This window comes from Aeromonas sp. s7(2024) (assembly GCF_040907825.1).
Lineage (GTDB): Bacteria > Pseudomonadota > Gammaproteobacteria > Enterobacterales > Aeromonadaceae > Aeromonas > Aeromonas veronii.
The window spans coordinates 124,113-143,670 of the sequence record NZ_JBFOCM010000036.1; the positions used below are offsets into that span (position 1 = coordinate 124,113).

At 59.9% G+C, this 19,558-nt stretch carries 19 protein-coding genes; 9 read left to right on the forward strand and 10 right to left on the reverse strand.

What is annotated here, in order from left to right; translation table 11 throughout:
- Window positions 1-142 precede the first annotated feature (142 nt).
- Window positions 143-1,447, forward strand: coding sequence for a branched-chain amino acid transport system II carrier protein (brnQ, locus tag AB5Y73_RS16315; RefSeq protein ID WP_368148238.1), 1,305 nt, complete (start codon window positions 143-145; stop codon window positions 1,445-1,447).
- 449 nt (window positions 1,448-1,896) lie between these two features.
- Window positions 1,897-3,174 (forward strand): branched-chain amino acid transport system II carrier protein, encoded by a 1,278-nt coding sequence (brnQ, locus tag AB5Y73_RS16320; RefSeq protein WP_235655502.1) that lies wholly within the window; start codon window positions 1,897-1,899, stop codon window positions 3,172-3,174.
- A 73-nt stretch (window positions 3,175-3,247) separates the two neighbouring features.
- Here brnQ (AB5Y73_RS16320) and AB5Y73_RS16325 read toward each other — a convergent pair whose 3' ends face one another.
- The 3 genes from AB5Y73_RS16325 to zur are packed head-to-tail and all read right to left on the reverse strand — an operon-like array spanning window position 3,248 to window position 4,392.
- Window positions 3,248-3,478 (reverse strand): hypothetical protein, encoded by a 231-nt coding sequence (locus AB5Y73_RS16325; RefSeq protein ID WP_064335426.1) that lies wholly within the window; start codon window positions 3,476-3,478, stop codon window positions 3,248-3,250.
- A 4-nt stretch (window positions 3,479-3,482) separates the two neighbouring features.
- Window positions 3,483-3,944 (reverse strand): chemotaxis protein CheX, encoded by a 462-nt coding sequence (locus AB5Y73_RS16330; RefSeq protein WP_005335807.1) that lies wholly within the window; start codon window positions 3,942-3,944, stop codon window positions 3,483-3,485.
- Window positions 3,934-4,392 (reverse strand): zinc uptake transcriptional repressor Zur, encoded by a 459-nt coding sequence (zur, locus tag AB5Y73_RS16335; RefSeq protein WP_107682785.1) that lies wholly within the window; start codon window positions 4,390-4,392, stop codon window positions 3,934-3,936. The genes AB5Y73_RS16330 and zur overlap by 11 nt, the downstream gene beginning before the upstream one ends.
- 137 nt (window positions 4,393-4,529) lie before the next feature.
- On the opposite strand from zur, the gene dusA reads away from it, so the two are divergent.
- Complete coding sequence (gene dusA, locus AB5Y73_RS16340; protein WP_279499399.1) at window positions 4,530-5,516, forward strand: tRNA dihydrouridine(20/20a) synthase DusA; 987 nt, start codon at window positions 4,530-4,532, stop codon at window positions 5,514-5,516.
- Between the two features lie 69 nt (window positions 5,517-5,585).
- Here the strand turns inward: dusA and AB5Y73_RS16345 are convergent, their stop codons facing one another.
- From AB5Y73_RS16345 to AB5Y73_RS16355, 3 genes are all read right to left on the reverse strand, one after another.
- Window positions 5,586-7,145, reverse strand: coding sequence for a PAS domain-containing methyl-accepting chemotaxis protein (locus tag AB5Y73_RS16345; RefSeq protein WP_107682783.1), 1,560 nt, complete (start codon window positions 7,143-7,145; stop codon window positions 5,586-5,588).
- A 136-nt stretch (window positions 7,146-7,281) separates the two neighbouring features.
- Window positions 7,282-7,581 (reverse strand): hypothetical protein, encoded by a 300-nt coding sequence (locus AB5Y73_RS16350; RefSeq protein WP_005335795.1) that lies wholly within the window; start codon window positions 7,579-7,581, stop codon window positions 7,282-7,284.
- Between the two features lie 118 nt (window positions 7,582-7,699).
- A complete protein-coding gene (locus AB5Y73_RS16355; protein WP_107682782.1) occupies window positions 7,700-9,304 on the reverse strand; it encodes an ABC transporter substrate-binding protein in 1,605 nt (534 codons plus the stop codon).
- A 184-nt stretch (window positions 9,305-9,488) separates the two neighbouring features.
- Here AB5Y73_RS16355 and AB5Y73_RS16360 point away from each other — a divergent pair, with 184 nt between their 5' ends.
- On the forward strand, window positions 9,489-10,196 hold the full coding sequence (locus tag AB5Y73_RS16360) for a ParB-like protein (RefSeq protein ID WP_075115998.1): 708 nt from the start codon (window positions 9,489-9,491) through the stop codon (window positions 10,194-10,196).
- 94 nt (window positions 10,197-10,290) lie between these two features.
- Here the strand turns inward: AB5Y73_RS16360 and AB5Y73_RS16365 are convergent, their stop codons facing one another.
- Complete coding sequence (locus AB5Y73_RS16365) at window positions 10,291-10,950, reverse strand: CatB-related O-acetyltransferase (RefSeq protein WP_019445722.1); 660 nt, start codon at window positions 10,948-10,950, stop codon at window positions 10,291-10,293.
- 282 nt (window positions 10,951-11,232) lie between these two features.
- Between AB5Y73_RS16365 and AB5Y73_RS16370 the strand changes: the two genes are divergently transcribed.
- Entirely contained in the window at window positions 11,233-11,661 is a 429-nt protein-coding gene (locus tag AB5Y73_RS16370) for a DUF2753 family protein (RefSeq protein ID WP_005335785.1), read from the forward strand.
- An 18-nt stretch (window positions 11,662-11,679) separates the two neighbouring features.
- Here AB5Y73_RS16370 and AB5Y73_RS16375 read toward each other — a convergent pair whose 3' ends face one another.
- Window positions 11,680-12,429: an enoyl-CoA hydratase-related protein gene (locus AB5Y73_RS16375; protein ID WP_005354812.1), complete on the reverse strand. Its 750-nt coding sequence runs from the start codon at window positions 12,427-12,429 to the stop codon at window positions 11,680-11,682.
- 90 nt (window positions 12,430-12,519) lie between these two features.
- Between AB5Y73_RS16375 and AB5Y73_RS16380 the strand changes: the two genes are divergently transcribed.
- From AB5Y73_RS16380 to AB5Y73_RS16390, 3 genes are all read left to right on the forward strand, one after another.
- Window positions 12,520-12,969, forward strand: coding sequence for a copper chaperone PCu(A)C (locus tag AB5Y73_RS16380; RefSeq protein ID WP_005335782.1), 450 nt, complete (start codon window positions 12,520-12,522; stop codon window positions 12,967-12,969).
- A 95-nt stretch (window positions 12,970-13,064) separates the two neighbouring features.
- On the forward strand, window positions 13,065-13,697 hold the full coding sequence (locus AB5Y73_RS16385) for a TIGR04219 family outer membrane beta-barrel protein (RefSeq protein WP_005354809.1): 633 nt from the start codon (window positions 13,065-13,067) through the stop codon (window positions 13,695-13,697).
- Between the two features lie 31 nt (window positions 13,698-13,728).
- Complete coding sequence (locus tag AB5Y73_RS16390) at window positions 13,729-14,409, forward strand: SDR family oxidoreductase (RefSeq protein ID WP_100652769.1); 681 nt, start codon at window positions 13,729-13,731, stop codon at window positions 14,407-14,409.
- Between the two features lie 92 nt (window positions 14,410-14,501).
- Here AB5Y73_RS16390 and AB5Y73_RS16395 read toward each other — a convergent pair whose 3' ends face one another.
- Window positions 14,502-16,226 (reverse strand): proline--tRNA ligase, encoded by a 1,725-nt coding sequence (locus AB5Y73_RS16395; protein WP_107682781.1) that lies wholly within the window; start codon window positions 16,224-16,226, stop codon window positions 14,502-14,504.
- A 274-nt stretch (window positions 16,227-16,500) separates the two neighbouring features.
- Here AB5Y73_RS16395 and rlmD point away from each other — a divergent pair, with 274 nt between their 5' ends.
- Window positions 16,501-17,853: a 23S rRNA (uracil(1939)-C(5))-methyltransferase RlmD gene (gene rlmD / locus AB5Y73_RS16400; protein ID WP_107682780.1), complete on the forward strand. Its 1,353-nt coding sequence runs from the start codon at window positions 16,501-16,503 to the stop codon at window positions 17,851-17,853.
- Window positions 17,854-18,048: 195 nt separating this feature from the next.
- Here the strand turns inward: rlmD and araA are convergent, their stop codons facing one another.
- Window positions 18,049-19,548, reverse strand: coding sequence for an L-arabinose isomerase (araA, locus tag AB5Y73_RS16405; RefSeq protein WP_107682779.1), 1,500 nt, complete (start codon window positions 19,546-19,548; stop codon window positions 18,049-18,051).
- Window positions 19,549-19,558: the final 10 nt, after the last annotated feature.

Here is a 19,558-nt window from a genome sequence, read left to right on the forward strand (position 1 = left end):
GCGCCCGCTCCAGACCAGCTAAAACCACTGGTTGCGATGAAAAAACATGCGGGGCTCTTTTTTTATACCCCCTGAACACACCCGGTCAGCGACCGATAAAAACTATAACAAGCAATAATTTACAAGACAGACGAGGTTGAACTTGACGAAATCACTCACATTGTCCGATGTACTCGGATTAGGGTTTATGACCTTCGCCTTCTACCTGGGCGCCGGTAACATCATTTTCCCGCCGTTGGCCGGTTACATGGCTGGTGAGCACCTCTCCCTGGCGATGTTTGGCTTCCTGGTCACTGCCGTGGGCCTGCCTCTGGTGACCATTCTGGCCGTGGCGAAAGCCGGTAACGGTTGGTCTGGCATGACCAAGCTGCTGCCTGCCAGTGTCGCAACTGCGCTGGCCGTTGCCATCTATATCATCATAGGCCCGGCCTTTGCCGCGCCCCGTACCGGTCTGGTTGCCTATGAAATGGGCCTCAAGCCGTTTATCGGCGATATGGGGCAGGCTGGTCTTGCTGCCTATACCGTGATCTTCTTTGGTGTGGCCATTCTGGTCTCCATGAACCAGGGCAAGCTGATGGACGCCATCGGCAAATACCTGACTCCGGTACTGATGCTGCTGCTGCTGACTCTGGCTATCGGGGTATTTGTCGCGCCGCAAGGCTCCATGCCTGATGCGTCCGGTGACTATCAGAACAGCCCCTTCGTCAAAGGTATCCTGGAAGGCTACAACACCATGGACACCCTGGCGTCCCTGATGTTTGGCGCCCTGATCGTCGATCTACTGCGCCAGAAAGGCATCAACGATTACAAGAGCCAGTTCAAGTATCTGGCCATTGCCGGCCTTATCTCTGCCGTTGGTCTGAGCGTGGTGTACGTCTCCCTGTTCCAGCTGGGTAACACGGCCGCCGGTGTGGCGACCGATGTCAGCAACGGTGGCGCCATCGTCAACGCTTACGTACTGAGCCTGTTTGGTCAGCCGGGTCAGTTCATTCTGGCGGCCATCATCACTCTGGCGTGCTTTACCACTGCAGTCGGTCTGATCTCCGCCTGTTCCGATTTCTTCCACAATCTGACCGGCATGGCTTACAAGAAGCTGGTGGTGTTGCTGGGCGTTATCTGTGCCGTGGTGGCCAACGTGGGTCTGAGCCAGTTGATCAGCCTCTCCATTCCTGTGCTGGTTGCCATCTATCCGGTTGCCGTGGCGCTGGTGCTGGTCACCTTCCTGAAAGGTTACTTCGGCCGTCCCCGTCTGGTGTTCCGTGGCGTGTTGATGGTTGCCTTCCTGTTCGGTTGCCTGGATGGTCTGGGTGCTGCGGGTATGAAGATGGATGCGTTTGCCTTCCTGCCGCTGTTCGACAAGGGCCTCGCCTGGTTGATGCCGACCCTGCTGGCCTGCGTAGTTGGCGTGATGGTGCGTCCGACCGAGATGGCTGCCGAAGCGGCCTGATCACACCCGATCTGATATTGCCAAGAGCCTGCCCCGTGCAGGCTCTTTTGTTTTCTATGAGCCTCGCTTCTCACCTCGCTTTGCGGCCGTAATTGTCACCGTATGCAGATAGCATCTGAGCAGCCGTATTTGGCCGCTATAACCCGTTCCCCTCTTCTTGCCTCCCATACGCCACGTGTGACACCTCTTTATGGAGCGCCGAGTTGTTCGGCGATTAATTCCGCAGCAGTAAATTGTTTCAAGATATTAATTGGTGATTGAGATCGAACTTCTCTTCTTTATGCTAAAGGTGGTGTGCCTCATCCGGTCCGCGGGCCGTGTGGGGGCGAGAGGTATTGTTACCGGTTATCTGCCAGGCAGTGGGTGCAATCAATAACAAGCTGATAAGGCAGATGAGGTTGAGTTTGACGAAATCATTGAAGTTGTCCGACGTATTCGGATTGGGGTTTATGACGTTTGCCTTCTATCTGGGGGCAGGCAATATCATTTTTCCGCCGCTGGCCGGTTTTATGGCTGGTGAGCATCTGCTGGCCGCCATGTGCGGCTTTTTGCTGACGGCAGTGGGCTTGCCGCTGATCACCCTGATTGCGGTGGCCAAGGGAAGCTCGGGGGGCGGCGTGAGTGGCTGGACCGGAATGACCCGCTATCTGCCCGCCGGGGCGGCGACGGCGCTGGCCATCGTCATCTATATCATCATGGGGCCCGCCTTTGCCATTCCCCGCACCGGTCTGGTCGCCTACGAGATGGGGCTCAAGCCCTGGCTTGGCGATACCGGTCATGCGGGGATGTGGATCTATACCCTGAGTTTCTTTACGCTGGTGATCCTGGTGGCGCTCGATCGGGGCAAGCTGCTCGATGCGGTCGGCAAGTATCTGACCCCAGCCCTGATGGCGATGCTGCTTATTCTGGCGGTCGGGGTCTTTATGACGCCGCAGGGCACCATGCCTGATGCCAGCGGTGAGTACATAGATGCAGCCCTGACCAAAGGAATGCTGGAGGGGTACAACACCATGGACACCCTTGCCTCCCTGATGTTTGGCGCCCTGATCATCGGGTTGCTGCGCCAGAAGGGGATCGAGGATTATCGCAGCCAGTTCAAATATCTGACCATTGCGGGCTTGATCTCGGCGGTCGGGTTGTCGGCGGTGTATGTCTCGCTCTTTCAGCTGGGCAACAGCGCCGGTGGGGTGGCGAGCGATATCAGCAATGGTGGGGCCATCGTCAATGCCTACGTCCTGAGCCTGTTTGGCCAACCGGGTCAGTTTATTCTGGCTGCCATCATTACCTTGGCCTGTTTTACCAGTGCAGTCGGCCTGCTCTGTGCCGGAGCCGACTACTTCCATGGCCTGACTGGCTGGGCCTATCGCAACTGGGTGATCCTGCTGGGGGCGCTCTGTGCGCTGGTAGCCAATGTGGGGTTGAGCGAGCTGATTGGCCTCTCGATTCCGGTGCTGGTGGCCATCTATCCGGTCGCCATCGCGCTGGTGCTGGTGACCTTCCTCAAGGGATGGTTTGCCCAGCCACAGCTGGTGTTTCGCGGTGTGCTGACGGTCGCCTTTCTGTTTGGTTGCCTCGATGGGCTGGGGGCTGCCGGGATGGCGATGGACGGTTTTGCCTTCCTGCCGCTGTTCGACAAGGGGCTTGCCTGGCTGCTGCCGACCCTGTTGGCCTGCATCGTCGGCATCCTGGTGCGACCAGACGGGAAGTTGGCTGCCGAAGCGGCTTGATTCAGAAACAACGAGATAGCAAAGAGGCCAGCATCTGCTGGCCTCTTCTGTTTCTGCCGGATCCGTTACCGGATCAGATTTGCGGGCCTTTCGGCTTGGGTTTGCCATCCAGACCATACCAGTGGGTTTCTACCCGTCCGGCATGCCACTCGAAGGTGCCCCAAGGCTGCTTGGCTTCCCAGCGCGGGAAGTTGATGAGCACCCGGTTATCTTCGTACTTGTAGAGGGAGGTGCTGATCTGAATGTCCGACAGGATCAACAGCAGGGCCCAGCAGATGAAAATCCATTTCAATGCTTTCCACATAGGGTTACTCGAAGCAAATTTCGATAGTGGCGCGACCGAAATCCGATTCGAACGGCATCATGATCTTGGTGCCATCGGCACGGTGAGTAATGGTGTGGTTGGGACCGGAGACGATGATGGGGGTCGCCATGTCAAACTCGTAGCCCTTCTCGCCCAGCATCCGCTTGGCACCGCCGGTCACCATGTTGGTGATTTCACCGACCATGTCGGTCACCTCTTCGTTGATGTTGGCGGGAGCTTCCCCCAGCATGCGGCGCATGATCTCCAGCGCCAACCCCTTCTCGAAGCTGATGGAGAGGGAGCCACGGGTCTGCGGGCCGACCATGCCGATCAGGCCGGAGACGTCGCCGCGCGCCAGCTCATCCATCTTGCGTTTCGGTTTGCCCGGTTTGAGTTCCAGCTGTGCCATGGTCGAGAGCACATTGAGCAGGGATAGCAGGAACGGATTTACAAAATCAGCCTTCATGATGACTTCCTACAGTGGGCGTACAACGGGCACATTGGCCATGTGCCTCTATCGTCTTATTGGTAATAGTAAAACCATGCAAGTGGGCCTGCTCGGAAAACGCGCTATCGATCGCCGTATCGTGAAGCTCGACCACATCCCCGCACTCGTCGCAGATCAGCAACTGCATCGGGTGAGCGTGATCGAAGTGGCAGCAGAAGATAAACGCGTTGAGAGATTCCACCTTGTGAGCAAAGCCCTGTTCGAGCAAAAAATCGAGTGCCCGATAGACGGTTGGCGGCTTGGCATTGGCTTCGGTTTGTTGCAGCTGGGCCAACAAATCATAGGCGCTGATGGCGTTGCCGTGTGCCGCCAGCAGGCGAAATACCTGACGTCGGGTCGGGGTGAAGCGGCTCCCTCGCTGTATACAGAGTCGCTCGGCTCGTTGTAAAAGTTGGTCTTGATTCATGATCGCGCAGATACCCTTTCTATTAGCCGGATACTATCACAGGGCCTCGCATGGCGCGGCGACAAAATTCATTTTCTGGGGCTGCTTCACGTTGTGATAAAATCCGCCCCTTTCTTTAGCCAACCCGGATGATTTTTATGCAGGCGCAGCGTTTTTCCATCGCCCCCATGCTGGACTGGACTGATCGGCATTGCCGTTACTTTCATCGACTGATGAGCCGCCAGACCTTGCTCTATACCGAAATGGTGACCACCGGTGCCATCATCCACGGCAAGGGGGATTATCTGGGTTACAGCGAGCAGGAGCACCCCATCTCCCTGCAGCTGGGTGGCAGCAATCCGGCCGATCTGGCGCGCTGTGCCAAGCTGGCCGAGGAGCGCGGCTATGACGAGGTGAACATCAACGTCGGCTGCCCCTCCGATCGGGTGCAAAACGGTCGCTTTGGTGCCTGCCTGATGGGGGAACCGCCGCTGGTGGCGGACTGCGTCAAGGCGATGCGCGATGTGGTCGATATTCCGGTGACGGTGAAGACCCGTATCGGTATCGACGATCAGGACTCCTACGAATTTCTGCAGGCATTCATCGAACAGGTGCGCGATGCCGGTTGCGACACCTTCATCGTCCATGCCCGCAAGGCGTGGCTGAGCGGCTTGAGCCCCAAGGAGAACCGCGAGATCCCGCCCCTCGATTATCCCCGCGTCTATCGGGTCAAGCAGGATTACCCGGAGCTGACCATCGCCCTCAACGGCGGCGTCACCTCCATGGAGCAGACTCTCGAGCACCTGCAACACGTCGATGGCGTCATGATGGGGCGCGAAGCCTATCAGAACCCCTACATTCTGGCGCAGGTAGACAACCTGGTGTTCGGCCAGAACAACGCCGTGCCGAGCCGCCACGAAGTGGTGCGGATGATGCTGCCCTATATCGAGCAGGAGCTGGCCAAGGGCAACTATCTCTCCCACATGACCCGCCATATGCTGGGGCTGTTCCAGAATATGCAGGGGGCTCGCGCCTGGCGTCGTCACCTGAGCGAGAACGCCTGCAAACCGGGGGCGGATATTCAGGTGGTGCTGGATGCCATGGCCAAGGTGCCGGAGTTTGCCAGTAGCGAGGCGGCCGAATAAGCCAGTTGTGCCAAGGCAAGAGCAGCCAAAAAGCGCGTCAGTTGACGCGCTTTTTTGATCGCTGTCGCTTCAATATCTGAACTGGTTGATCAGCCGCGAGAGTTCCTGCAGCCGCTCTACCAGCAGGGTGATGCCATCTAGCGCCTGCCTGCTGTTGTCGGCGGTGTGGCTGGCCAGCTGGTGGATCTGGTGTACCCCTTCATCGAGGGTCGTCGTGACATCGGCCTGCTGACTCACCGCCTGGGCGATCTCGTCGCTGGTGCGGGTTACCTGCCCCAGCATCCGGTTGATCTGGGTGAGCACGTCGGCGGTGGTGCCCGCGTGCTGCTGGCAGCGCACCGAGGTCTGCGCCCCTTGCGTCATCCCGTCCGACAGCTGCCGTGTAGTCTGTTGCAGCGCCTGGATCATCTCGTGGATCTCGCTGGTCGAGGCTCGGGTCTTCTGGGCCAGCGCCCTCACTTCATCCGCCACCACGGCAAAACCGCGCCCCTGTTCGCCCGCCCGGGCGGCCTCGATGGCCGCATTGAGGGCGAGCAGGTTGGTCTGGTCGGCGATTTGGCTGATCACCTCCAGAATGCCGCTGATCTTCTGGCTGTCGCTGGTGAGCTGGGCCAGCACGGCATGGTTGGCATCCAGCTCCTGATGGAGTTGGTTGACGGCGGAGCGGGTGGTCGCCAATGCTTGCAGCCCCTCGTCGGAGACCTGCTGTACCTCTATGACCAGATTGCTCGCCTCATGGGCACTGTGGGCCACATCCCGAATGGAGTGGCTCAACTCGGTGATGGCGGTCGCCAGCTGCTCGCTATGGGCGCGCTGCTGCTGCAGATGGGTATCGATGGTCTGGATATTGCCCCGGTCATCTTCGGCTGCCTGCAGGATCTGCTGGTTGGTGTCGGCGCTGCGCCCGACCACAGCCTTGAGCTCGGCCTGCTTCATCCGCAGGGCCAGTTCGACGGCCGCCAAGGTGTCGCGCCGTCGGGTGTAGAGCACCTGACAGAGGCGGGTTCCCTTGTCTTGATCGGCAAGGGTGAGCAGATGAGCCAGCCGCTGTTGCAATCGCCAGCCGTGGATTGCCTGTGCCAACAGCAACAGGGCGGTGGGTAGCAGCCATAACAGGTTGCCGGTGGCAAAGGTAGCAAGAGTGGTGAGCAAGGCAGAAGCGGAGAGCCAGAGGGTCAGCTGACCCGGTTCAATGTGAAAGCGGCTCAGCCAGGGAAGCGCCTTGCCGCTGCGCAGCAGGCCATAGAGCTGCTCGGCCCAGGCCACATCGCTGGCGGCGGGTTTGGTGCGCACCGACTGGAACTCGACGATCTCCTTCTGCGCATTGAGGATCGGGGTGACGTAAGCGTTTACCCAATAGAACTGACCGCTTTTGGCGCGGTTCTTGACCAGCCCCATCCAGCTTTTTCCCTGTCGCAGCCGCTGCCACATGTCGGCGAAGGCCACCTTGGGCATGTCGGGGTGTCGCACCAGATTGTGGGGTACCCCTTCCATTTCGGCCGCACCATACCCGGCCACATCACAGAAGTGCTGGTTGGCATAGGTAATATGACTGGCGGGATCCGTGGTTGAGATGAGTGCGATGTTGTCGGGGAAGTGTATCTCCCCCTCCTGATGGAGTTTGGTCATGTGTCGTTCCTGAAAAAGCCAACTAACTGATAACTATGTTTTTATTGTCGTTCTCAGTTAATCATTCTAAGGCTCTTCAGTGCCCCGAACTTGGCTTGGGTCAATTAATCAACACAATGAATTGATGAAGTGAGGGTTAGCTGGCCGGTGTGAAATCGTGAACTTCGCCGCTTCTCGGTTTAAAGCGCGGATCGCTATCTTTGTAGCTGCGCACCAGCTCCATCGTCTTGCAAAAGCTGGTCTGCTTGTCGTACTCCTGACGAGCCAACTCGATGGCCCGCTCGGCCCGGCGCCGCTCCATCTTGTCAGACTTGCGATCGCTGAACTGTTGCTGCTGATGCAGCATCCAGCCGACAAACTCTTGCTGGCATTGGGATTCGCTGTTGGCCTGTGCAGGCAGGGTCCACAACAACGAGAGCAGTATCAAATAACGCATGTCTGACTGGGTATTGAAGATTAATTGAACAGAAGGGGCGGCATTTTAGGCTGGAAATCGAGGTGTGAACAGTATCAATAGCGAGGCCCTGCGGGGCCTCGCATCGTTGTGGCCGGTCTCAGTGTTTGACGAGGTACAGCTGGCGGCTGTAGGCCACATCTTCCGGGTTGTTGATGGGGTAGCCCTTGAGCCATGGCTTGATGAGGCGGGCATTGGTGTACTGGTAGATGGGGGCGATGGGGGCTTGAGCCAGCAGGATCGCCTCCGCCTCGCCAAACAGCTTGCTGCGGCTGGCGGCATCCTGAGTGCTGGCCGCCTCTGCCAGCAGCTGGTCATAACGGGCATTGGCAAAGCCAGCCATATTGCCGCTGTGACGGGAGCCCCACAGGCCGAGGAACGCTGACGGGTCGTTGTAATCTGCGACCCAGGAGGAGCGGATCACCTCGAACTGACCGCTCTGGCGACTGTCGAGATAGGTTTTCCACTCCTGATTGGTCAGCTCGACCTCGGCGCCCAGCTTTTGCTTCCACATGCTGGCAATCGCCAGTGCCATCTTCTTGTGAATTTCCGCGGTGTTGTAGAGCAGGGTCAGCTTGAGCGGCTTGCCCGGGCCGTAACCGGCCTCCTTGAGCAGGGCCTTGGCCTTGCTGTCCAGCGCCGGCTGGCTGCTGGTGGAGAGCAAGTTGGCGGCCGGGGTAAAGCTGGCGGTCACATCCGGAGTGAAGTGATAAGCCGGTTTCTCGCCGGTGCCGAGCACCTTGTCGGCGATCAGGGCTCGGTCGATGGTGTAGGAGAGCGCCTTGCGCACCCGCACATCGTTCAGTGGCGCCTGACGGGTATTGAAAGCGTAGTAGTAGGTGCCGAGCTGCTCCGGGGTGTAGACCTCATTCGGGATCTGCTGCTTCAGCTTGTCGTACTGCTCTTTGGGGAAGGATTCTGTGATATGCAGATCGCCCGCCAGATAGCGGTTGGTCGCCGCGCTCTCCTGATTGATCGGCATGAAGATCACCTTGGTCAATACGGTATGGGCCCGATCCCAGTAATAAGGGTTGGGGGTCAGCTCCAGCTTCTCGTTGACTACCCGGTTATTCAGCACAAAGGCACCATTGCCCACCAGTTTGCCGGGTTGGGTCCACAGGTTGCCGTACTGCTCGATGCTGGCTTGATGGAGCGGCGACAGGCTGGGGTGGCTCAGCAGGTTCAAGAAGTAGGGCACCGGCTGGGAGAGGGTCACCTGCAGGGTGTGGTCATCGAGGGCCTTGACCCCCAGCTCGCTGGCAGGCAATTTGCCAGCGACTATCTCGTCCACCTTGTCGAAACGGGCCAGTTGGGCAAACCAGGCGAAGGTGGCCGCCTCTTTCGGGTCGACCAGCTTGCGCCAGCCGTAGACGAAGTCGCCAGCCTTGACCGGATCGCCGTTGGACCAGCGCGCATCCGGGCGCAGATGGAAGGTAAAGAACTGGTTGCCCTTGTTCTCCCAGCTGGCCGCCACCCCGGCAACCGGTTTGCCATCCGGCCCCTGGGTCAACAGCCCCTCGAACAGATCCCGCAGTACCTGCAACTCCGGCAGGCCGACCAGCTTGAGCGGGCTCAGGCTCGCAGGTTCATCCTTGAGGTGGCGAACGACAATCTGCTCGGCGGCGAGTTGTGTTCCGGCGGGAATATCGGCAGCCTGGACAGCAGCACAGCCCAGCAGGGCCAGCAAGGGGGTCCATCCTTTCATGGGTCGGATCCTTCAAATAGTGTGAAGCGGGGAGAAAACTCGGCGAGAAAATATCGCCGACAGATGGGAAATCATGATATCCCGTTTGCTGGTCTGACCGCCAGCATTCGACTCTCACTCCCAATCGGGGTAGAAGAGCGTTCCCGGCGTCTGTGCAGTTCAATGTGGTGAGGAGTGTCAAACGATGAAAGCATGGTTATTGCTGGCCTGTGTGTTGAGCCAGGGTGCCTGGGCGTTGGCCCCGTGCCAGAGCGACACGGCGGTGGGCAACTGGTGCGAGATCGGCATCGATGCCTTGCACCCGACTCAGGGGGGCGTCGGCCAGATCCAGGTCGATGAGACCCAGGCCACATTGGCGGGCATGAGCGCAAAGCAGCTCGACAAGTTGATGAAAAAGAAAGAGATCCCCGTGGTGATTGCGCCGGATGGCAGCTACTGGCTGGTGGACAGGCACCATCTCACCAAGGCGTTGTGGCAGCAGGGCGTCAAGGATGCCCGGGTCAAGGTGATTGGCCGCCTGCAGGACAAAGCCAACTTCTGGAGCCAGATGCAGAACAACCATTGGGCCTGGCTCAAGGATGAGAAGGGGCAACCGCTGACCCCGGAGCAGTTGCCGACCAGCATCGACAAGCTGCCTGATTACCCCTATCGCACCCTCGCCGGACTGCTGCAGAATGCGGGCTACTTTCGCAAGGACAAACAGGTCTATTTCGTCGAGTTTGCCTGGGCCAGCTGGCTCGGCAAGCAGATGCAGTGGATGCCGGTGGACAGCGCCAATCTGGCGGCCCGCCTGCAACAGGCCAAACGGCTCGCCTGCGGCAGCGATGCCAAGGATCTACCCGGTTATCCCGGCAAGCAGTGCAGCCTCAACCAGTCCAAAAGCGCGCAGTGAGTGGATGTGCGATGACGGCGTCCAGAGCATGCCGGAGATAACAGAGGGCGACCCTGGGGTCGCCCTTCTGCTGTCAGCTACTGGTTAGCGGTGGTCACTCATGGCGCTCCGCCCAGCGGGCAGCCGCCTGTTCAAGCAGGGCGACGTCACCTTGCTGGATCAGCGGTAGCAGATCGTTGACCTGTTGATCCGGCCAATCCCACCAGGCGAGGGCCTGTAGCCGGGCTATCTCCTCCTCGCCAAAGCGCATTCGCAGCATCCTGGCCGGGGTGCCCGCCACCATGGCATAGGGCGGCACATCCTGATTGACCAGCGAGCGGGCGGCGATGATGGCGCCGTCGCCGATGGTGACGCCGGGCATGATCATCGCCTCCATGCCGATCCAGACATCGTTGCCGATGCGGGTATCGCCGACAGGGCGGTAGCTGCGCTTGAGCGCCTCCAGATCAGCAAACGGATAGGTGCTGATGAAGGCAGTGTTGTGGGTGTGGTTGCCCCCCATGATGATCTTTACCCCGGCGGCAATTTGCACATAGTCGCCGATATGGAGCCGGTCGATATGCCAGAGCGGCTCCCAGCCGGTTTCCGGGCTGCGGCTGAAGGGATCGCCATGGAGGTAGCGCACCGCCACCTCTTCGAAGGGGCCATCCCAGGCACCCGAGTAGTAGCTGTGCTGCCCCTTGAGGCAGATATTGGGATTGGTCACCGTCAGGTGCAGGTATTCGACCTGCGACCAGTGTTGGCAGGTGTTCATGCTGGTACTCCTTTGCTGAATGGATCGGATGGGTTGCGTTCGCGTGAGCGAAGCTAATAGATCCAGACCAGCATGCGGGGCACGCAGAGCAGGGAGCAGCCCAGCATCTGCGGGAGGCGTGGTCGCATTGTGGGGCTCCAAACAAGGGGGAAGGGCACGATCATAAGGTCGGGCACCGGGTTTGCCAAGGTTGCGCAGAGATCCTGCACTAACCCTCTGGTTGATATTTATTCTCAATTAGCCATGATAACACTCCCACCATGACGGACTCGGGAGAGCGAGATGACACCGCAAAGTTGGCAACGATACATGCTGGAGGCGGAGCGTGCCTGGCAGGCCGGTTCGCTGGGGGCGGCGATCTGCTTTTATCAGCAGGCGCTGGGTGATGTTTACGAGATGACCCAGGTCGAGTTGACCGAGCTGGCCACCATGCGAGTCGCCACCTGTCATCGGCTGGCCGACTTCTGGCGGGCGATGGATGAGCCGACTTACGAGCTGCGCTACCTGAAGCTTGCCTCCGAGCTGGTGACGGCGCTGGTGCCACAATGCCCGAACCGGGAATGCGAGGCGCTGATCAGCGAGCTGGGTTGCTGTCGTGGTGCCCTGCTCGCCTTTCTCAAGCGCCACCCCAATCCGGAAATTGCCCGGCTGATCCAGTTGCAGGACAAGGTACAGGGCTGCGAGCTGATCGGCCGTTTTCGCCTCAACTGACTGGCGTTGAGCGGCAGCTCAGCCTCGCCGTTTGAGTTTCTGGGCGATGCGCTGCTGCGCCTCTTCCCCTTGCAGTGCCTGTGCGAAGGCGCGCGCCTCCAGATCGATGACAAAGTGCACCGCCTGTTTAAGCTCCTGTTTCAGCAGCGCCTTGCTCTTTTGCAGCGCTCTGGGCGGTTTGGCCGCCAGCTTCAGCCCCTGCTCGCGGGCAAAGGAGAGCAATCCATCGGCCGCCACCACCTTGTTGGCGAGCCCGAGTCGCAGCGCCTCCTCGGCATCCATCGCCTCGGCCAGCAGCAACAGCTCGGCCGCCTTGAGGTGCCCCACCAGACGCGGCAGCAGCAGGCTGGAGGCGAACTCCGGCACCAGCCCCAACTCGACGAAAGGAAGCAGCAAGCGGGCGTTATCCCCCAGATAGACCAGATCGCAGTGCAGCAGAATGGTGGTGCCAATCCCCACAGCCGGGCCTGCAACAGCGGCGATCACGGGTTTGGGGAAATCGGCCAGAGTGTGGAGGAACTGCAGTATGGGGTCGTCGGGCTCCAGCGCGCTCTTGCCCATAAAGTCGGCCAGATCATTGCCCGCGGTAAAGCAATCCTGCTGCCCCTGCAACAGCAGGACATGCACCTCCTCATCGGCTGCCGCCTCTCGCAGCGCTGCCACCAGTTGTTGATACAACTCGGTATTGAGAGCGTTGCGCTTGTCGGGGCGGTTGAGGGTCAGGGTGAGCAAGCCATCCTGCTGCTCGGCAATGAGAATGGGGGCCATGTCTAAATCCTTGTTATTGAAAGGTGCAAAAAAGGTTGCTGCTGGGGTAACCTTGGCGCCGTTTAACAACATCATAAAAGGATTTCAACCATGTTTAAACGTGCGTTTTATTCTCTGCTGGTTCTGGGTATGACGGCGCCTGCACTGGCCAAGGTCGAGGCTGTCGACGGTTATGTGCGGCTGCTGCCGCCGGGCTCCCCCAACACTGCCGCCTTTATGGTGCTGAAGAATGACGCCGACCAGCCGGTCAAGCTGGTGGCGGCGGCTTCTGCTGCGGCCGGGCGTGCCGAGCTGCACACCCACCTGCACGAAAATGGTGTGATGAAGATGCGTCAGGTCGAGAATATCGAGATCCCGGCCAAGGGCGAAGCGGTGCTGAAACCGGGCAGCCTGCACATCATGCTGTTCGAGGTGGGCACGCTCTCCGAGCAGACTCCTTTCCCGCTCACCCTCACCATGGATGATGGTCAGAAGCTGGATCTGTCACTGCCGGTGAAGCCGATTGAGCCGATGGCAGAGATGAAGCATATGAAGCACTGACATTTGTCGTCGTTTGTTCAGGATTGACGCTGGGTATTTTGGCTGCACCGAGTAAAATAGTGCTCTTTTCCATGTATGCAAGAGGAAGTGACGTAATGAAAAAGACGCTGATTGCCGGTTTTGTGCTGGCTCTGTGCAGCCAGAGTGCCATGGCCGCTGACGACTGGCGTTTTGCCGCCGGTGCCGACGTATGGGCCGCCAAGGGCAGTGGTCAGGCTTATGGCACCAGTGCTGATGGCAGCTATGACGACAGCTACAACTGGAACGGCTATCTGCAACTGGAACACGGCATCATCTTCCTGCCGAACGCCAAGTTTGAAGTCTCCGATTTCAGCACCTCCGGCGGCAACTTCAAGAACGATCTGACTGCCTACGATCTGAGCCTCTACTACCGTCTGTTCAACAACGATCTGTTCAAGATCGATCTGGGGATGACCGGCCGTCACTACGATGGCGAGCAGGTCTACTTCGGTCGCAAGGGTTATGACGAAGATACCCTGATGGCCTATGCCGGCAGCGAAGTGAAGATCCCGGGCACCGGCATCGCCTTCTTCGGCGATCTGCGCACTCACGATGCGGACAACTATGACTACCGTCTGGGCGGTTCTTACAAGTTTTCCTCCATGCCGATCAAGCTGCGTGCCGGCTGGCGTGAAGCCAAGGTCGACTTCGCCAATATCGATCAGTCTGTTGATGGCTGGTTCATGGGCGGCGAATTCACTTTCTAATCTGCCCGTCGACTGACGACGAGGAGCGATAATGGGCCACATCATAGTGACAGGTGCCGGTTCTGGTCTCGGCCGGGCGCTGACCATAGGTCTGGTTGAGCGGGGCCATCAGGTCTCCATGATGGGGCGCCGTTATCAGCGACTGCAGGAGCAGGAACAACTGCTCGGCAGCGCGGTGATCGGCATCGCGGCCGATCTGGCGCACCATGAAGAGGTTGACGTCGCCTTCGCTGCAGCGGTGGAGTGGGGCGGGCAGCCCGATATGGTGATCCACTGCGCCGGGGTGGGCGAGTTTGGCCCGGTCGGTGTCTACACCGCTGAACAGATCCGCCGGGTGGTGGAGAGCAATCTCATCTCCACCATTCTGGTGGCCCAGCAGACGGTGCGGCTTATCGGGGAGAAAGGCGGAGTGCTGGCCAATGTGCTCTCCTCCGCCGCGCAGGTGGGCAAGGCCAACGAGAGCCTCTACTGCGCCTCCAAATGGGGAATGCGCGGCTTTCTCGAATCCTTGCGCGCCGAGCTGAAAGGCTCGCAGCTACGGCTGGTCAACCTCTACCCGAGCGGGATCCGCAGCGAATTCTGGGACAACTCGGATCACGTGGACCCGAGCGGCTTCATGACCCCGGAAGATGCGGCGGCCTATATGCTCGACGCGCTGGAAGCCAGAAGCAGCTGCCACGTGACCGACCTCTTTATCGGTCGCAATCCCTGAGGCTAAGCCAGCCATCCGGTTGCCGTCGTCCGCACACAGAAACAAAAAGCGCGCCAAATGGCGCGCTTTTTTATATCGGGAAGAGGGCGGAATTAACGGCCCAGCTTGGCCTTGAGCATGGCGATGATATCGCTGATGGCCACTTCCTGCTTCTCGCCGGTGCGGCGGCACTTGTACTCCACCACGCCGTTGTCCAGACCACGATCGCCGATGACGATGGCGTGCGGGATGCCCAGCAGCTCCATGTCGGCGAACATCACGCCCGGGCGCTCTTTACGGTCGTCGAACAGCACGTCCACACCAGCGGCTTTCAGCTCGGCGTAGAACTGTTGTGCCTGCTCGGCCACGCGCTCGGACTTGTGCATGTTCATCGGCACGATGGCCACTTCGAACGGGGCGATGGCGTCCGGCCAGATGATGCCGTACTGGTCGTTGTTCTGCTCGATGGCGGCAGCCACCAGACGGGAAACCCCGATACCGTAGCAACCCATCTCCATGGTGACGGACTTGCCAGCTTCGTTCAGCACGCTCGCCTTCATCGCTTCGGAGTACTTGGTACCCAGCTGGAAGATGTGGCCCACTTCGATACCGCGCTTGAGCAGCAGCTTGCCCTGGCCGCACGGGCTCGGGTCGCCTTCCACCACGTTGCGCAGGTCGGCAACTTCGTAGGTAGCGATGTCGCGATCCCAGTTGGCACCGGTCAGGTGGAAGCCGGTTTCGTTGGCGCCGCAGACGAAGTCCGCCAGATGGGCAGCGCTGCGATCGACGATGATGCGACCGGCAAAGCCGACCGGACCGATGGAACCTGCATCGCAACCGGCGGCTGCATTAATCTGCTCGTCGTTGGCGAAGGTCAGCGGATTGGCAACGCCAGAGAGCTTCTCGGCTTTGATTTCGTTCAGCTCGTGGTCGCCACGCAGTACCAGCGCGATAACGGCCTGCTTGCCGTGCTCATCTTCCTCTGCCAGTACCAGCAGGGTCTTGGCGATGGCGGTCGGAGCCACGTTCAGGAAGGCAGCCACTTCGTCAATGGTGTGTACGTTCGGGGTGGCAACCTTGGTCAGGGCTGCGGTGGCGGTAGCGCGCTCACCAGCCGGTGCCAGCGCTTCGGCCATCTCGATGTTGGCGGCGTAATCGGAGCTATCGGAGAAGGCGATCAAGTCTTCACCGCTCTCGGCCAGCACCTGGAATTCGTGGGAACCGGTACCACCGATGGAGCCGGTATCGGCCTGCACCGGACGGAAGTTCAGGCCCATGCGGGTGAACGCCTTGCAGTAGGCTGCGTGCATCTTCTCGTAGGTATCGACCAGAGATTCCTTGTCGATGTGGAAGGAGTAGGCATCCTTCATCAGGAATTCGCGGCCACGCATGACACCGAAGCGGGGGCGCACTTCGTCGCGGAACTTGGTCTGGATCTGGTAGAGGTTGAGCGGCAGCTGTTTGTAGCTGTTCACTTCGTAACGCACCAGCGCAGTGATCACCTCTTCGTGGGTCGGGCCCAGTACGAAGGGGCGGTTGTGGCGGTCGGTCAGACGGCACAGCTCGGGACCGTAGTCATCCCAGCGGCCGGACTCCTGCCACAGCTCGGCGGGTTGTACCACCGGCATGGAGACTTCGACGGCACCAGCATTGTTCATCTCTTCGCGAACAATGTTCTCGATTTTCTTCAGTACCCGCAGACCGGTTGGCAACCAGGCATACATGCCGGAGGCCAGTTTACGGATCATCCCGGCGCGCAGCATCAGCTGGTGGCTGACAACTTCAGCGTCGGAGGGGGTTTCCTTGAGAGTGGAAAGCAGATATTGGCTGGTACGCATCGCGGTAGACCTTAGCTAGAACGGGCGCGGGGCCCAGGATAATTTCAAGGGCGGAATTTTAACAGGCTGGGCGTTATGGCCCAAGGGCTAAATTTGCCGCAACCCGAAAGGTGGCAACGCCAAGCAGATGGTCAGGGCAATGACCATTGCAACAAGCAGGCTTTTTATGCCTGCAATTTGGCCGGATCTCCGCTAAACTCTGCCACCTTTTCTCGATGGGCATGGCTCTGCCGCGTTCATCACCCCCCCATTTTTAGTACTTTTGGAGCCGCTCATGCCGTTAGTGGGACATCAACACCAGATCGAGATCCTGGAACTGACCGACAAAGGAGATGGCAAAGGACGCCTGTTCGATCGCCCCCTGTTTGTCGAAGGTCTGCTGCCCGGTGAGCAGGCGCTGGTGGAGCTGACCGAGGTCAAGCCGAACTATCTGCACGGCAAGGTTGCCGAGCTGCTCCAGCCCTCTGCCGATCGGGTTGCCGATTTCTGCCCCAACACCGAGTGTGGTGGCTGTCAGGTACGTCCGCTGGCCTATCCGGCCCAGCTCAAGCTCAAGCAAGCACTGGTGCAAAGCGCACTGGAGCAGGCCGGGCTGGGTGACACGCCGGTCAAGGATATCCTTGGCATGGAAAGCCCGTTCGCCTATCGCAACAAGGCGCAATATGCGGTGCGTGGCTGTGACGCCGGTGCCGAGATCGGTTTTTATCGCAAGCACTCTCACGATCTCATCACCGCCGATGACTGTGCGGTGCAGGATCCGCTGCACGTCGAGCTCAACGCCCGGGTGCGCAACTGGATGCGCGAGCACGACATCGCCGCCTATGACGAAGTAAACCACAGCGGCTGCGTGCGCAACCTGATGACCCGCAAGGGCTTCAAGAGCGGCGAGCTGATGGTGGTGCTGGTAACCCTGGGTGATGCGTTGCCGTTCGAAGCCGAACTGTTGGCGGCCCTGAGCGATCTGCCGGTCACCACCCTGGTGCAGAACATCAACAACGAGCGTACCAACCGCATTCTGGGCGCGACCAACCGGGTGCTGCTCGGCGAAGGGGTGATCCGCGACAAGATCCACGAACTAGAGTTCGAGATCTCACCGCTCTCCTTCTTCCAGAACAACCCGACCCAGACCGATGTGCTCTACTCCAGTGCCCTCGAGTACGCCGAGCTGACCGGCAACGAGACAGTGTTCGACATCTATTGCGGTATCGGCACCATCTCCCTGTTCCTGGCTGGCAAGGCCGCCAAGGTCGTCGGGATCGAGTCGGTGGAGAGCGCCATCAGCGATGCCCGCCGCAACGCCGCCCTCAACGGCATCGAGCACACCGAATTCCACGTTGGCAAGGCCGAGCAGCTGATGCCCGAGCTGCACGCCCAAGGCGTGACCGCTGACGTGGTGGTAATGGATCCGCCCCGCAAAGGCTGTGACAAGGCGGTGCTGCAGACCCTGGTCGCCATGGCGCCCCGTCGTCTGGTCTATGTCTCCTGCAACCCGCAGACCCTGGCTCGCGATCTTGCCTGGCTGGTCAAGCAGGGCTTCGTGCTGGATGAGGTGCAACCGGTCGATATGTTCCCGCACTCCATGCATGTGGAAGCGGTTGCCCGCCTGAGCCTGCCAGTGAAAGCGTGATCGGACATTGGCGCGGAGCGATTGACATGTTCCTCCTCCACGCCATGCACGTCGAAGCGGTTGCTCGCCTGAGCCAGCCCGCCAAGGCGTGAGTCATCGCCTGACACTCGCCCATAAAAAACGACGCCAGCTGGCGTCGTTTTTTTATATGGGCAGAGATCCACGGTGACAAATCGTGAGTCATCCACTGGTTAATTAGTTGCACACTTTGTAGTACACCTCATTCCACAGCAGCGTCTGCTTGAGCTCGGGGATGCGAGTGTGCTCGTCAATCACCACGAACTCGATACCCATGATGTCGGCGAAGGTGCGCAGCTGCGCTATGTCCACCGATTGGGTGAATACAGAGTGGTGGGCGGCCCCGGCCAGGATCCAGGCCTCGGCGCTGGTCTGCAGGTCCGGCATGGGCTGCCACAGGGCGCTCGCCACCGGCAGTTTGGGCATGGCTTCTGGCAAGTCCACCACTTCCAGCTGATTGACCACCAGCCGGAAGCGGTTGCCCAGATCGATCAGGCTGGCGTTGACCGCCTTACCGGCGGGGGCGGCAAACAGCAGGCGTGCCGGGTCGGCCTTCTTGCCTATGCCCAGATGCTGGGCATCCAGCACGGGTTTACCGGCGGCGATGGAGGGGCACACCTCCAGCATGTGGGCCCCCAGCACCAGGTTGTTGCCTGCCTCCAGGTGGTAGGTGTAGTCCTCCATGAAGGAGGTGCCGCCCACAAGACCGGCCCCCATCACCTTGAGGGTGCGCAGCAGGGCCGCGGTCTTCCAGTCCCCTTCCGCGCCGAAACCGAAGCCTTGCTGCATCAGGCGCTGGCAGGCGAGCCCCGGCAGCTGGTGCAGGCCGTGAAGGTCTTCAAAGGTGGTGGTAAAGGCGCCAAAACCGCCGTCGGTGAGGAATTTCTTCATCCCCAGCTCCTGGCGCGCCGCCTCATAGAGGGAGGCGCGCAGAGGCCCGCCCGCTTGCACCGCCTCAGTGAGGGTATAGGTTTCTTCGTATTCGACCAGCAGCGCCTCGATGTCGCTTGCGGGAATGGCGTCGATCACCTTCACCAGATCGCCGACCGGGTGGTAGTTCACCTGATAGCCGAACTGGATCTGGGCCTCAATCTTGTCGCCCTCGGTGACCGCCACGTTGCGCATGTTGTCGCCAAAGCGGGCGATCTTCAGGTGGCGACTGTCGTGAATGGCGGCGACGACCCGCATCCAGTTGCCCAGCTTGCGGTGGGCCTCTTCATCCTGCCAGTGACCGACTACCACGGTGCGCGGCAGCCGCAGCCGGGCCCCCATGAAACCGAACTCGCGGCCGCCGTGGGCGGTCTGGTTCAGGTTCATGAAGTCCATATCGATTTCGCTCCACGGTAGATCCCGGTTGAACTGGGTGTGGAACTGCAACAGGGGTTTTTGCAACTGGCTGAGTGCCGGGATCCACATCTTGGCGGGGGAGAAGGTGTGCATCCACACCATGAGCCCGATGCAGTGCTGGTCGTGATTGGCATCGCGGGCTACCGCGCTTATCTCGTCGAGGGTGGTGCCGGTGGGCTTGAGCACGATCTTGACCGGCAGGCCGGCGCGCTCGTTGAGCTGGCTGGTGATGGTGTGGGCGTGATCGGCCACCTGCTTCAGGGTGGCGGCGCCATACAGGTGCTGGCTGCCGACCAGGAACCACACTTCCAGCTGTTTCATCAATTCCATCTTGGTGTCC